This is a genomic window from Enterobacter sp. JUb54, from assembly GCF_014298075.1.
Lineage (GTDB): Bacteria > Pseudomonadota > Gammaproteobacteria > Enterobacterales > Enterobacteriaceae > Klebsiella > Klebsiella lignicola.
In genome coordinates this window covers 5,015,629-5,029,485 of record NZ_CP060418.1, presented here as the reverse complement: position 1 = coordinate 5,029,485, position 13,857 = coordinate 5,015,629, and the positions used below count along the sequence as shown (strand labels likewise).

General features: G+C 56.3%; 13 protein-coding genes and 1 pseudogene. 5 read left to right on the top strand and 9 right to left on the bottom strand.

Features of this window, described 5'->3' with window-relative positions:
* Positions 1 to 18 precede the first annotated feature (18 nt).
* From recC to rppH, 9 genes are all read right to left on the bottom strand, one after another.
* A complete protein-coding gene (gene recC / locus HF679_RS23405) occupies positions 19 to 3,390 on the bottom strand; it encodes an exodeoxyribonuclease V subunit gamma (protein ID WP_187042424.1) in 3,372 nt (1,123 codons plus the stop codon).
* A 12-nt stretch (positions 3,391 to 3,402) separates the two neighbouring features.
* Positions 3,403 to 3,726, bottom strand: a complete 324-nt coding sequence (locus HF679_RS23400; protein WP_187042423.1) for a prepilin-type N-terminal cleavage/methylation domain-containing protein — start codon at positions 3,724 to 3,726, stop codon at positions 3,403 to 3,405.
* Entirely contained in the window at positions 3,711 to 4,118 is a 408-nt protein-coding gene (locus HF679_RS23395) for a DUF2509 family protein (protein ID WP_154143996.1), read from the bottom strand. Before HF679_RS23395 ends, HF679_RS23400 begins: the two co-directional genes overlap by 16 nt.
* Entirely contained in the window at positions 4,115 to 4,678 is a 564-nt protein-coding gene (locus HF679_RS23390) for a prepilin peptidase-dependent protein (RefSeq protein WP_187042422.1), read from the bottom strand. The genes HF679_RS23395 and HF679_RS23390 overlap by 4 nt, the downstream gene beginning before the upstream one ends.
* Entirely contained in the window at positions 4,669 to 5,163 is a 495-nt protein-coding gene (locus tag HF679_RS23385; protein ID WP_227540137.1) for a prepilin peptidase-dependent protein, read from the bottom strand. The genes HF679_RS23390 and HF679_RS23385 overlap by 10 nt, the downstream gene beginning before the upstream one ends.
* 159 nt (positions 5,164 to 5,322) lie before the next feature.
* Complete coding sequence (gene thyA / locus HF679_RS23380) at positions 5,323 to 6,117, bottom strand: thymidylate synthase (protein ID WP_123756670.1); 795 nt, start codon at positions 6,115 to 6,117, stop codon at positions 5,323 to 5,325.
* Positions 6,118 to 6,123: 6 nt separating this feature from the next.
* Positions 6,124 to 6,999 (bottom strand): prolipoprotein diacylglyceryl transferase, encoded by an 876-nt coding sequence (gene lgt, locus HF679_RS23375; protein ID WP_123756669.1) that lies wholly within the window; start codon positions 6,997 to 6,999, stop codon positions 6,124 to 6,126.
* A gap of 229 nt (positions 7,000 to 7,228) precedes the next feature.
* On the bottom strand, positions 7,229 to 9,475 hold the full coding sequence (gene ptsP / locus HF679_RS23370) for a phosphoenolpyruvate--protein phosphotransferase (RefSeq protein ID WP_123756668.1): 2,247 nt from the start codon (positions 9,473 to 9,475) through the stop codon (positions 7,229 to 7,231).
* A 12-nt stretch (positions 9,476 to 9,487) separates the two neighbouring features.
* On the bottom strand, positions 9,488 to 10,018 hold the full coding sequence (gene rppH / locus HF679_RS23365; protein WP_123756667.1) for an RNA pyrophosphohydrolase: 531 nt from the start codon (positions 10,016 to 10,018) through the stop codon (positions 9,488 to 9,490).
* Between the two features lie 453 nt (positions 10,019 to 10,471).
* Between rppH and HF679_RS25050 the strand changes: the two are divergent.
* The 5 genes and pseudogenes from HF679_RS25050 to HF679_RS23345 form a co-directional block, all read left to right on the top strand.
* Positions 10,472 to 10,612, top strand: a pseudogene (locus HF679_RS25050) (hypothetical protein); the annotation flags it as partial.
* Between the two features lie 88 nt (positions 10,613 to 10,700).
* Positions 10,701 to 11,396 (top strand): DNA mismatch repair endonuclease MutH, encoded by a 696-nt coding sequence (gene mutH, locus HF679_RS23360; RefSeq protein WP_123756664.1) that lies wholly within the window; start codon positions 10,701 to 10,703, stop codon positions 11,394 to 11,396.
* Between the two features lie 63 nt (positions 11,397 to 11,459).
* Positions 11,460 to 12,173: a TerC family protein gene (locus HF679_RS23355; protein WP_123756663.1), complete on the top strand. Its 714-nt coding sequence runs from the start codon at positions 11,460 to 11,462 to the stop codon at positions 12,171 to 12,173.
* A 124-nt stretch (positions 12,174 to 12,297) separates the two neighbouring features.
* The gene (locus HF679_RS23350) at positions 12,298 to 12,516 is read left to right on the top strand and encodes a YgdI/YgdR family lipoprotein (protein WP_004867116.1); all 219 of its coding nucleotides are present in this window, start codon (positions 12,298 to 12,300) and stop codon (positions 12,514 to 12,516) included.
* A gap of 235 nt (positions 12,517 to 12,751) precedes the next feature.
* The gene (locus tag HF679_RS23345) at positions 12,752 to 13,792 is read left to right on the top strand and encodes an NADP(H)-dependent aldo-keto reductase (protein WP_123756662.1); all 1,041 of its coding nucleotides are present in this window, start codon (positions 12,752 to 12,754) and stop codon (positions 13,790 to 13,792) included.
* Positions 13,793 to 13,857: the final 65 nt, after the last annotated feature.

Genomic DNA, 13,857 nt, shown 5'->3' with positions numbered 1-13,857 from the left:
TTTTTATACTATTACAATTTATTCGGACTGATGGAAACGAAATATCGGCAACAGGTAACGCTGTGTTTGGATAATAATCTCGTCATAGTATTCCGGTTCAAGAGTGCGCCACAGGCGTTGATACCAGACATCGGTACCTTCACCGCTGACCACCATATTGCCTTCATAGGCCTGAAGAAATTTACTCCGCGCTTTTTGTTGTGTCTCTTCGTCCGTTAACATGACATCCTTTTCAGCGTCATAACAGACTTTTAGCCATGCGCCGCCGCTTTCAGGCAGCAGCAGTAGCGGTCTGGACATGCCTTGCAGGTAACCCGCTACCAGTTCATCAAGATATGCCTTTGCCTGTTCTTGCGCCAGCGGTGGGAAACGCCACTCGCCTTCTTTTCGCACCAGCAGCCGACTTTCGCCGGTTCCGCCACCAGCACAGTAGACAAGGTGTTCCAGCCAAAGTTGCATCCCCTGCGCCACGCTCAGCAGCGAAGGCCGCCAGCGTAACAGGCCGTCCGATTGTACCTGCTGCAGCCAGCCCGTAATGTTAACGCCGTGACATTGCAGATCGATTTCCACGCTCTGCCCTGGCTGGCGGCTGGCAATAACCCGCTCCGCAAGGTTCTGCATCTCCTGACGTTGCGTCTCCCAGGCCAGCTCGCCAAAAGCACCGAAAGGTAGCTCGCCCGCAGCCCGGAAACGACGATACATCGCTGCGGCATCCTGTTGCTCAATCAAGGTATTCAGCAGCTGTTGATTCAGCTGATAACGGCTAAGCCCTTCCAGGGTAAAAGGTTCGTCATCGGGAATATCGCTCTCTTCAGAGCGGAAGTTAACCCGCAGGCGCTGCTGGAAAAAGGCCCGGACCGGGTGCTGCCAGAAGCGCAACAGCTGTTCAAACGGCAGAGTGTCAATGGGCGGCACCGGCAGCGGCTGGATAAAGTCACTGTGCGCCTCCCCTTGCTGGCTGGCGGCCGCCAGCCATTCCCGGGCGTAGCTTCGATGTTCATCGTTGAGGAAATTGGCCGCATCGAAGGGCATCCGGGTATGCAGATGGGTGATGTGCGCTTTGACCCGCCGCTCGCTGGCGTCGCAATCCAGCTCTTCATCACCTTCCAGACAGTGGCTCTGGCCAATATAGTCCGCCAGCTCTTGTACCAGTACCGACGGGTAACGTTCGCTATTGTCCTGAATCGAGCGGCCGATATAGCTGATATATAAGGTCTGTTCGGTAGACATCAGCGCCTCGAGGAACAGATAGCGGTCGTCATCGCGGCGGCTGCGATCGCCCCTCTGCGGCCTCTGGCTCATTAAATCGAAGCCCAGCGGTGCCAGCGTACGCGGGTAAATGCCGTCGTTCATCCCCAGCAGGCACACCACTTTGAACGGGATCGAACGCATCGGCATCAGGGTACAGATGTTGACCGGCCCGGCGAGGAAACGCTGGCTGATACGCTGCTGATCCAGGCGCTGGGCCAGATCATCACGAAGTAGCGACAGGGGAACGCTCTGCGCATATTGCGCCTGAGCGCCTTCGCCAATGACCGCCTGCCACTGCTGCTCGATCAACGCCAGAGCGGCTTCCGTGTCGCCATCAGGCAGGAAAAAGTCGTCCAGCAGTTCGCGACACAGCGGTAACCATTCCGCCAGCGGGCGCTCCTGCGCCAGCGTGTGACGCCACTGGTTGAGCTTCATCAGCAGTGACGCCAGGTTGCCCACCAGCTCGGCGATCAGCCCGCTGGACTCGTCGTACGGCAATACCGATTGCCACTCGCCCTGGCTGCTGTCCATCGCATAGCCCAGCAGCATACGCGTCAAACCAAAACGCCAGGTGTGCTGCCCGGTGGCGGGTAGATCCAGCTCACGTACGTTATCGTCGTCCATCCCCCAGCGCACGCCGGACTCGTTAACCCACTGACGCAGGTAGCGCAGCCCCGCTTCATCAATGCTAAAGCGGGCAGCCAGAACCGGCACATCCAGCAGAGCCAGAACATCTTCACTGGCAAAGCGGCTGTCGGGCAGCGACAGCAGCGTAATAAACGCCTGTAGCACCGGATGCGATTCACGGGCGCGTCGGTCGGAGATAGCCCACGGCAGCCAGCGTTCGCCGCTGGCGCTGCCGAATACTGCCTGAATGTAGGGGCTGTAGCTGTCGATATCCGCCACCATCACGATAATATCGCGCGGTGTCAGGGTCGGGTCCTCTTCGAGCATCGCCAGCAGCCGGTCGTGCAGGACTTCTACTTCGCGCTGCGGGCTATGGCACACCTGAATAGTCAAACTACGGTCGTCCAGAGCCAGCCTGCGCTTGCTGTCACTGCGGGCAAACTCTTCGGCGTTACGCCCGGCCACCGCCGCATTGCGCAGATCGAGAATATCGGCCTGTACATTGTGCAGCAGATTATCAGGCGTGATATCGACGAAGGCATCCAGCTCTTCATAGCGTTCCAGCCCGGCCAACAGATAGATATAGTCCCGGCCCAGCTTGCCCCAGGAGGCCAACAGCGGGTTGCCGACATCCTGTTCCCCGGCGTCGTTAAACAACCCCGGCGCCTGTTCGGCATCGCGGAACAGCGGCAGCTCCCGTGATTCGCGGTGATGACGGCGCTGGCGCGACATCAGTTTCGCCAGAAAAGCCGGGTCTTTAATATCGCCCCAGTAGTAGCGGCAAGGGTTGGTGAACAGCACGTAGACATCCACGTGCTTGCCCAGCGCCTGTAGCGCCTGCAGATAGACCGGCGGCAGCGCCGAAATACCACAGATAAACACCCGTGAAGGCAGCCCGGCCGGCGGTTCATCTGCCGCTTCCAGGGCGCTGATAAAACGCTGGTACAAATTCGCTCGGTGCCAGGACTCTTGTCCCAGTTCGGCGGTGTGTTCGACCAGCGCTTTCCACAGCGGCGCCTGCCACTGCTGCGCGTCGCCAAGGCCATCAACCCGTTCGTCAGCCTCCCAGCGCATCAGCCATTCCGGGCGATAGACCAGATACTGGTCATAGAGGTCTGCCACCCTGGAGGCAAGCTGGAACAGCTTGCGCTTATCGCTGTCGTCGCTCAGATAGTGGCGCAGCAACGTAAAGGAGTCATCGTCGAGGCGCTGCGGCAGCAAGGTCATGAGTTTCCAGCTCATGCTCTGTTTATTAAAGGCGCTTTCACCGGGGATATCCGCCAGTACGCGAACAAACATGTCCCAGATAAAGCTGGCTGGCAGTGGAAATTCGATATTGGCCGCAATGCCAAATCGCTTTGCCAGGGTCATCTGGAGCCACTGCGCCATACCGGTACTTTGCACCAGTACCATCTCCGGTTTGAAAGGGTCGTCCAGCCGCTGGCGCTCGACGATAAACTCCATCAACGCTTCAAGAACATCCAGACGGTTTGAGTGGTACACCCTTAACATATTCGCTCCTGACTACTGATTTACCGGGCAATGCAGCCGGGTCATCTGCACCCGTTTTTCAACGGGCATGGTGATCGTTACCGTGATGCTGACACATCTTGCCGCCGATGTCTGCAAACGGCTGACCGCCCTGCCGCCCGAGATGACGGGAGGGTTCAGTTGACCGTAGCGCCACGCATCACGCCACAGCTGGCGATACTGATTTAATTGAATAAAACCGCTGGCTAACCCTCGCTGATAGCCGCCAAGTGCGGTCACTACCATCATCAGCAGCACCATCGCCAGCAGCGTTTCCGGCAGGCTAAAACCGTGCTCCCGGCTCAGGGCATGTGGCATAAGCCCTCCTCCGTCAGCGGGCAGAAGTCGCTCCAGCCGTGGGGTGAAAACTGAACCACGCCCTTTTCAACCCGCCCGGATTGCCATAATAAGATGCTGCCGCCGCTGGCTATCAGCAGCACCGAGGCATCGTTAAAAATACGCAGACAAGCGCGCCAGTTATCGCTGCCTGTGTGCCGACAGGCTGCGGGGTCATCTATCGACCACGGCTGCTCTTTTCCCCACTCCAGGGCGGAGTGCGCCCCGGCGGTTTCCTGGATGGCCCGGGTTTCTCCGGCGGTTTGCGCCAGCAACGCGCGCTGGCGCTGATTCAGCCCTTGTAGCAGGGTACTACCAAGCACCAGTAGCAGCAGCACCATCAACAGTGACGAGAACCCCTGCTGGCGGCTCATAGGTTATATCCCGTCACGCGGTATTCCGCATGGGCAGTCATTCGTGGATCCGCGGTCGAGTGTGCGGCCAGGGTCACGATAAGCTCTGGCGCAAAGCCGGTAGTCGCCTGGCGGGTCACCTCAAAATGGGTCACGTTGATCGCCGCGGGATTGGTCATTTTCTCCCATCCGCCGCCATAACAGCTGGTCACCCCGCGCCGGGTTTCTAACGCGCCGTTGCTCAGGCGAAAGCCCGTGGCATCGGAGGTTGCCTCCGGCGAGATATCCCATACGCCGTTGCTGTTACTGTCCCAGCGGACGATGATGCAGTGGCCGTTGCTGGCGATCAGCAGCGGCTCCCCCACGCACTTCCCACGGCAATACCCTGCCCGTTGCAGATGTTTGGCTACCGTATAAAGGCGCTGCCACAGTTCGTCATCCAGCGACTGCTGCTGCGTCTGGCGCAGTACCTGCCGTTGCAGCGCAGGTAAGAAACGCGAGGCGCCGGTCAGCAAAATGGCGCTGATAGCCATCGCGATAAGCGTCTCAGCCAGAGAAAACCCACGGGAGATCACAGGCATGATGCGCTCTCCTCATTGCGGCACAGACGAATGCGCCCCCAGTTAGAGACAATTATGTTCCAGCTGTCACCCGCGCTGTGCAGCCGGATATGTCCGGCCCAGGCGCTATTGCGCAGCCCGTAAAAGCCCAGGCCCGGCGTGATATGGCTGAGCGATACCTCAGGCCAGCGCGGCAGGAATGTAAACGGCGTTGCGGGCGCACAATTCACGGGCGCCTCCAGGGCGCTCAGGCACCAGCCATCGGCGTGCTGGCCCACGCTCAGCAGGCGGGTGCGGTTATGCCAGTTGGCATCATCGCGCAGCAGCACGAGGTATTCGCGCACCTGGCTGGCGGTTTGCCATAATCGCTGTTGCTGCTGCCAGCGCTGCCAGCCGTACAGCGCCCCGGCGCTGAGGATTAGCATCAGAGCCAGCGTTATCAGCGTTTCAATGAGGGTATAGCCGCGTTGTCTGTTCATGGCGCAAGTATGGGGAAGTTGCAGCATCGGAACGACAGGAAAAAGAGCGATTCGCGTGGCGCGCCGAAGCAAGAATCAACATTTGCAGCGCGTTGCGGGAAATCTGGAAGGGTTATTCATGGCACAAAAAAAACCGGCGCCACTGGCACCGGTTGTTGTTTTCTGTCACGTCCTGATCTGGTTAAATTAAATCGCCACCGGCGCTTTAATTCCCGGATGCGGGTCGTAGCCTTCGATCTCAAAGTCTTCAAAGCGGTAGTCGAAAATCGACGCCGGTTTGCGCTTGATAACCAGCTTCGGCAGTGAACGAGGCTCGCGGCTCAGCTGCAGATCCGTCTGCTCAAGGTGGTTGCTGTACAGGTGGGTATCCCCGCCGGTCCAGACAAAATCACCCACTTCCAGATCGCACTGCTGGGCCACCATATGAACCAGCAACGCATAGCTGGCGATGTTAAACGGCAGGCCGAGGAACACGTCGCAGGAGCGCTGATAGAGCTGACAGGAGAGTTTTCCGTCCGCAACATAGAACTGGAAGAACGCATGGCACGGCGCCAGCGCCATCTTGTCCAGTTCGCCAACGTTCCAGGCGGAAACGATGATACGACGCGAATCCGGGTCGTTTTTCAGCTGCTCCATTACGGTGCTGATCTGGTCAATATGGCGGCCGTCTGGCGCCGGCCAGGAGCGCCACTGTTTGCCGTAAACCGGCCCCAGATCGCCATTTTCATCTGCCCATTCGTCCCAGATGCTGACGTTGTTCTCATGCAGATACGCGACGTTGGTGTCACCCTGGAGGAACCACAGCAGTTCATGGATGATGGAGCGTAAATGACAGCGTTTGGTCGTCACCAGCGGGAAACCTTCCTGCAGGTTAAAACGCATCTGATGGCCGAAAATAGAGATCGTGCCGGTACCGGTGCGGTCATTTTTTGGCGTGCCTTCTGTAAGCACTTTCTGCATCAAATCAAGATACTGTTTCATGGTTCCTCAAGAAGTTTGTTGCTGCGGACGGCGGCGGTAAGCCCAGACCATCATAATGATGCCCGCAAGCACCATTGGAATGGAAAGAATCTGGCCCATGCTGATGTACTGCACCCACTCACCGGTGAACTGCTGATCCGGCTGACGGAAGAATTCCACGATAATGCGGAACAGGCCGTAGCCAATCAGGAACAGACCCGAGACCGAGCCGATTGGGCGCGGTTTGCGGATAAACAGGTTCAGGATCAGGAACAGCACAATCCCTTCCAGCGCCAGTTCGTACAGCTGTGAAGCGTGACGCGGCAGTGCGCCATAGGTATCAAACAGCGATTGCCATTCCGGATGTGACGGCAGCAGCGCCAGATCTTCCGCCCGTGAGCCGGGGAAAATCATCGTGTAGTGGAAGCTCGGGTCAACGCGGCCCCACAGTTCACCGTTGATAAAGTTGCCCAGTCGTCCAGCACCGAGGCCAAACGGGATCAGCGGCGCGATAAAATCGGATACCTGGAAGAAGGTGCGTTTGGTGCGTTTGGCAAAGATAATCATCACCAGGATAACGCCAATCAGGCCACCGTGGAACGACATCCCGCCGTCCCAGACGCGGAACAGATACAGCGGATCCTGCAGGAAGACCGGCAGGTTATAGAACAGAACGTAACCAATACGACCACCGAGGAAGACGCCAAGGAAGCCGGCATACAGCAGGTTTTCGACTTCGTTTTTGGTCCAGCCGCTGCCCGGACGATTGGCCCGACGGGTGGCCAGCCACATCGCAAAAACAAACCCGACCAGATACATCATGCCGTACCAATGGAGGGCAACCGGCCCAACGGAAAATATTACCGGATCAAACTCCGGAAAATGCAGGTAGCCACTATTCATCTGTCACCATAAAGACTTGTTATTCCGCCGAAAGTGGACAGCGGTCATCATACACGCCCGAGCTATGCGGGTGCTCCAAGGGGGCGAATAATAACATAAGGTTAATTCACTGGCCGTGCCGTTGTTGTAAAAGATATGTATACGGATGCTAACGGCCATCGTGCTGCCGGTGATCCACTCGGTGAAGTTCTCCCGGGCTGCGGCATCAATGCCTTACCCGGAAGAGAGGCTACCGGCCGCCGCGGATCAGACCGCCCAGGCCACGACGCTCCATAAAGGCCGCTACCTGATGACGCACTTCCGTTGTCATCTGCGCTTCAAGGCTACGACGCGACAACTCTTGCGCCTCCTCGAGATCAATGCGGCGCAGCAGATATTTTACCCTTGCCACCGAACGGCCGTTCATCGAGAGATGGCGATAGCCGAGGCCAATCAGAATCGTCACGCACATCGGGTCACCGGCCATTTCGCCGCACAACCGCAGGTCGATACCGAAACGTTCGGCATCATGTGCAATCATCGACAGTGCCCGCAATACCGCCGGATGCAGGCTGTCGTACAGACTGGCCACCCGGGTATTGTTGCGATCGACTGCGAGAATATACTGGGTCAGGTCATTCGTTCCGACAGAGATAAAATCGACGCGGCTGGCCAGGTGCGGCAGCATAAAGACCATCGACGGCACCTCCAGCATCACCCCAAGACGCGGACGCGGAATGGCGTAGCCAATCATCTCTTCCACTTCGCGGCTGGCGCGATCGATCAGGCGTCGTGCCTCATCGACCTCATCCAGACTGGTCACCATCGGCAGCAAAATACTGAGGTTGCCGGTGGCGGCGTTGGCACGCAGCATGGCGCGCACCTGAATCAGAAAAATCTCCGGCTGATCGAGGGTGATGCGGATCCCACGCCAGCCAAGGCACGGGTTCTCTTCACTGATCGGCATATACGGCAGCTGTTTATCGGCACCGATATCCAGCGTACGCAGGGTTACCGGTTTTTCATTAAACATCTGCAGCATGCCCTGATACTGAGCAACCTGCTCCTCTTCCGACGGGAAGCCGCTTTGCAGCATAAACGGTATTTCAGTGCGATACAGACCAATGCCGTCGATAAAGTTACCGAGCTTCTCTTCATGCTCGAGGCTCAGGCCGGCATTCAGCATGACCTTGACCCGCTCGCCGCTTTTTAGCTCGGAGATCCGTTCAAGATCGTCTTCCGCCAGGCGGCTGAGTTCGTTCTCTTCGCTGACCAGCCGCTGATACTCTTGCAATAGCGCCGGTTCAGGATCCACCAGCAGCTCGCCACGGTAGCCATCCACCACCAGCATGCGTCCGTGAAGCAACGAGGGCTGAATGTCGGCGCCCATCACCGTCGGGATCCCTAAGGCACGAACCATGATCGCCGCATGGGAGTTCGCCGCCCCGTCGCGTACGACGACACCCGCCAGCCGGTCCTGAGGAACCTCTGCCAGCGTTGTCGCGGAGAGTTCGTCCGCCACCAGAACGATGCGAGCCGGCCAGGTATTGGGCCCCTGAATGGTGTCATCGAGGTGGAACAGCAGGCGCTGTCCGAGGGTACGCAGGTCGCCAGCACGTTCTTTCAGATAGCCATCGCTCAGCGCGGCAAACTGCTCGGCGAACTTCTCGATGATCTTTTTCACCGCCCATTCGGCCACCGCGCCCTGATCGACTTCGGCAAAAAGCTCGCGGCGCAGTCGGGCATCAGACAGCAGGTGTGAATAGAGGTCAAAGATTGCCGAGGTCTCTTTTTGCGCCCCGGCGGCATAGCGCTTGCTGTAGCGGCGGAATTCGTTAGCCGCCTCTTCCAACGCGCCGGTCAGACGTTCGCGTTCGGAAGCGGTATCCAGCGTCGAGGCTTCATAGACCTGCTCCATCAGCGGCAGGCTAATGTCCATCCAGCCTTCGGCAATCGCCACCCCGGAAGATGCCGGCAGTGCGCGAATGCGGGTTTGGCGATACTGGCCAAACAGCGCCGTCAGCTGTGACTGGGAGAGAATGGCGGCCATCTGCGTCGCCAGCGTAACAAGGAACGACTCTTCGCTTTCGTCAAACTGACGCAGCTCACGCTGCTGCACCACCAGCACGCCCAGCAGCTGGCGCCGCTGGATAATCGGTACGCCAAGAAACGCGCGGAAGCGATCCTCTTTAACGGCCGGAATATATTTAAAGCTGGGGTGCTTCTGCGCATCGGCAAGGTTGATAGGTTCAGCCAGGCGGCCGACCAGGCCAACCAGGCCTTCATCAAAGGCGAGCGCAACGGTACGCCCGCGAGGTTTTTTCAGCCCGCGAGTGGCCATAAGGTAGTAGCATCGCCGATCGTTATCGGCCAGGTAGACCGAACAGACTTCCGTTTCCATCGCCTGGCAGATATCTGTGACCAGAATATCCAGCGCCTCGTTTAAACGTGGCGCACTCGCGACTTTCTCGACGATTTCTCGTAACCGAGTGAGCATAATGTGCGTGGCTTAACCTCTTTTACGTCGATAAGCAGGCGCGCTTTGCGGTTTAGGTGCCGTTTCTGCCAGCGACATGGTGACGCTGGCAAACTCTTTCATCACCCGGCGGTACACGTCGCGCTTAAACGACACCACCTGACGAACCGGGTACCAGTAACTTACCCATCGCCAACCATCAAACTCAGGTGTACTACTGGTTTGCATATTGATTTCTGCATCACTGCCTATCAACTGCAGAAGAAACCACTTCTGTTTCTGGCCGATACAAACCGGCTTTGTGTCCCAACGCACCAAACGTTTAGGCAATTTGTAACGCAACCAGTTCCGGGTAGAAGCCAGGATTCGTACATCTTTACGACTTAACCCAACCTCTTCAAACAACTCCCGGTACATCGCCTGCTCGGCTGATTCCCCTGGATTAATGCCCCCTTGCGGGAACTGCCACGAGTGCTGACCATAGCGTCTGGCCCACATGACCTGGCCCTGACGATTACAGATTACAATACCGACATTTGGGCGGTAGCCATCGTCATCAATCACCGGACTACCTCAAAATAATCTTCAATGTGAATGATTGTTTCACACTCGCTGTAAACGGTAAACCACTCTGTTGCCACTGTGCGATCGAATAACATTTGAATAACTCACAGTAATCAGCAGAGTTATAAACAGTGAAAGCGATCGCAGCCCCATTTTATTCACTTTTTCTGTGGATAGAGTTGTGAAGAAGTATGGAATTACCCAGGGAAAACCCGGAGTAGTCTGAATCGCTTACGGATAACATCATTTAATAATGGCATTGTATTCATTATGTTAGCACATATATCTTTCAATAATTGCAGCATAACGTGATGATCATCACACATGCGATCCTGGAACTGATGAAAGATCGAACAATGTCGATTTTATCCACAGATTATGCCTGCCCACTGGGCACATTTTGTCTAAAAATTCGATTTTCGTCGCACGTCAAGGCTGTAAATGGAAACAGTAGTGGGGCTTTTCCCCAGTTATCCCATTTTTCTGTGGATAACATGGTGTAAGATCCTGTTCATTGCCAGTGACCAGTTCTGGAAAACCTGTTTTCATCATTTTCACAACAACAAAAATATCAAAAAAAAGCCATATGAATCATCACATTGTCATAGTTACCCAAGAAAAGGTAAACTCTGTCCACAACGCGCTATTTTAGCGTTCGTTTTTTAACCAGGATAATCACCGTATGACCGCCATCGCGCCGTTAACGTCACCACCGCAATCCCGGCAGCAACTTCTGGCCCAGGCCCAGCAGCTGGCAGGCTACTCGCTGGGTGAACTGGCGGCACTGGCAGGCATTCCCATTCCACGAGATTTAAAACGCGATAAGGGGTGGATCGGCATTCTGCTGGAGATGTGGCTTGGCGCCAGCGCCGGCAGCAAGCCCGAGCAGGATTTCGCCGCGCTGGGCATCGAGCTCAAAACCATTCCTGTCGATAGCCAGGGGCGCCCGCTGGAAACCACCTTTGTCTGTGTCGCTCCCTTGACCGGCAACAGCGGCGTGACCTGGGAAAGCAGCCACGTGCGTCATAAGCTCCAACAGGTATTGTGGGTGCCGGTGGAGGGCGATCGGGCGATCCCCCTGGCACAACGCCGTGTCGGCGCGCCGCTGCTGTGGACCCCGAATGAGGAAGAGGATCGCCAGTTGCGCATGGACTGGGAGGAGCTGATGGATCTGATCGTCCTCGGCCAGGTTGAACGTATCACCGCCCGCCACGGCGAAGTGCTGCAGCTGCGCCCAAAAGCCGCCAACAGCAAAGCACTAACCGAGGCGATTGGCGCACATGGCGAACCCATTCTCACGCTGCCTCGGGGCTTTTATCTGAAGAAGAATTTTACCGCCGCCCTGCTGGCCCGACATTTTCTTCTGCGGCACGATTAAATTTTTGTTCTGCCAGCCGGGTTGCATATAATTACGACTTTCTTTTTTGCTGGACTTTGAACAATGTTATTTGCATGGATAACCGACCCTAACGCCTGGCTGGCGCTCGGTACACTGACGCTGCTGGAAATCGTGCTCGGGATTGATAATATTATTTTCCTCTCTCTGGTTGTCGCCAAACTTCCGACCGCTCAGCGCGCTCACGCGCGACGAATCGGCCTGATGGGCGCGATGATAATGCGCCTGGCGCTGCTGGCCTCTATTGCCTGGGTTATTAAGCTCACCAACCCGCTGTTTAGCGTGCTCGGTCATGAAGTCTCGTTTCGCGATTTGATTTTACTGCTCGGCGGACTGTTCCTTATCTGGAAAGCCAGTAAGGAGATCCATGAATCAATAGAAGGCGAGGAAGAAGGGCTCAAAACCAACGTCCACTCCTTTATGGGGGCGATCGTGCAGATCATGTTGCTGGATATTATTTTCAGCCTTGATTCGGTCATTACCGCCGTGGGCCTGTCGGATCACCTGTTTATCATGATGGCTGCGGTGGTGATTGCCGTCGGCGTTATGATGTTCGCCGCGCGTCCAATCGGCGATTTCGTCGACCGACACCCGTCGGTAAAAATGCTGGCCCTGTCATTTTTGATTCTGGTCGGCTTTACCCTGATGCTGGAAAGCTTCGAGATCCATATCCCGAAAGGCTACATCTACTTCGCGATGTTCTTCTCGATTGCCGTCGAAAGTCTCAACCTGCTGCGTAACAAAAAAAATCCGCTGTAACCCACAAAATTACAGCCCAAACCTGGGCTGTAATCTTTTTTAAGACTTAACTGCTTTTTATGTCTCACAAATCAGGCTATTAATACACTGGTGTGAGGTGCGACCATATAAAGAGGTAATAACGATGAAAAAATGGGCAGTCTTGATTTCCGCCGTAGGACTGGCGTTCTCGGTTTCCGGTTGCAGCAGCGATTACGTGATGGCAACGAAAGATGGACGCATGATTCTGACCGATGGCAAGCCGGCCGTCGATGATGACACCGGTCTTATCAGTTACGAAGATCAGCAAGGCAACAAAATGCAGATCAATCGCGATGACGTTTCACAGATTATTAAACGTTAATACACGTCAGCGGCCAGCACTGAACCGAAGCAGATTGCTGACGTCGCTTGTAACATCGCCATATCGTCTTAATAAAAGAGTCGGGACGTTCTGATACATCCGCCGCATCACGCCTGTGGATTCTGAAAGCCCGGCTTTTTTGATCTTTTTACTTCCTCTTTTTCTCCCCCTCTGCCATGTTGATACTCCTTTGTCGGGGAACTCCTGACCTTGTTAATAAAAAAGGAAGCCGGCTATGCAGTATCACCGTATCCCACACAGTTCTCTTGAAATCAGTACGCTTGGACTGGGCACCATGACGTTTGGTGAGCAAAATAGCGAGGCCGACGCGCACGAACAGCTCGACTACGCGGTCAGTCAGGGCATTAACCTGATTGATGTTGCTGAGATGTACCCTGTCCCGCCGCGCCCGGAAACCCAGGGGCTGACGGAAACCTACGTCGGTAACTGGCTGGCGAAGCGCGGAAATCGCGAAAAGTTAGTCCTCGCCTCCAAAGTCAGCGGCCCGGCGCGCAACAGCGACAGCAGCATTCGCCCCAACCATGTGCTCGACCGTAAAAATATCCGCGATGCCCTGCACGACAGCCTGAAGCGTCTGCAAACCGATTATCTCGATCTCTATCAGGTTCACTGGCCGCAGCGCCCGACCAACTGTTTCGGCAAGCTGGGCTACAGCTGGAGCGACTCCGCGCCGGTGGTGACGCTGCTCGATACCCTCGAAGCACTCACCGAATTCCAGCGGGCCGGTAAAATCCGCTATATCGGCGTCTCCAACGAAACGGCCTTTGGCGTCATGCGCTATCTGCACCTGGCGGACAAACACGACCTGCCGCGCATCGTGACCATTCAAAACCCCTACAGCCTGCTCAACCGTAGCTATGAAGTGGGTCTGGCGGAAGTCAGTCAGTATGAAGGCGTGGAGCTGCTGGCATACTCATGCCTCGGCTTCGGTACGCTGACCGGGAAATACCTGAATGGTGCGAAACCGGCCGGGGCGCGCAATACGCTGTTCAGCCGTTTCACGCGCTACAGCGGCGAGCAAACGCAGAAAGCGGTCGCGGCCTATGTCGATATCGCCAAACGTCATCACCTCGACCCGGCTCAGATGGCGCTGGCTTTCGTACGCCGTCAGCCGTTTGTCGCCAGCACCCTGCTGGGCGCAACCACCATGGATCAGCTTAAGACCAACGTCGAGAGCCTGCATCTTGAGTTAAGCGCTGAGGTCCTGGCAGAGATTGAAGCGGTGCATCAGGTTTATACCTACCCGGCACCGTAAGAAGGGAAATCCCGGGTCGCGACGTAAACGCCCTACCCGGGCTACAAACCGCATGAACTTGTAGC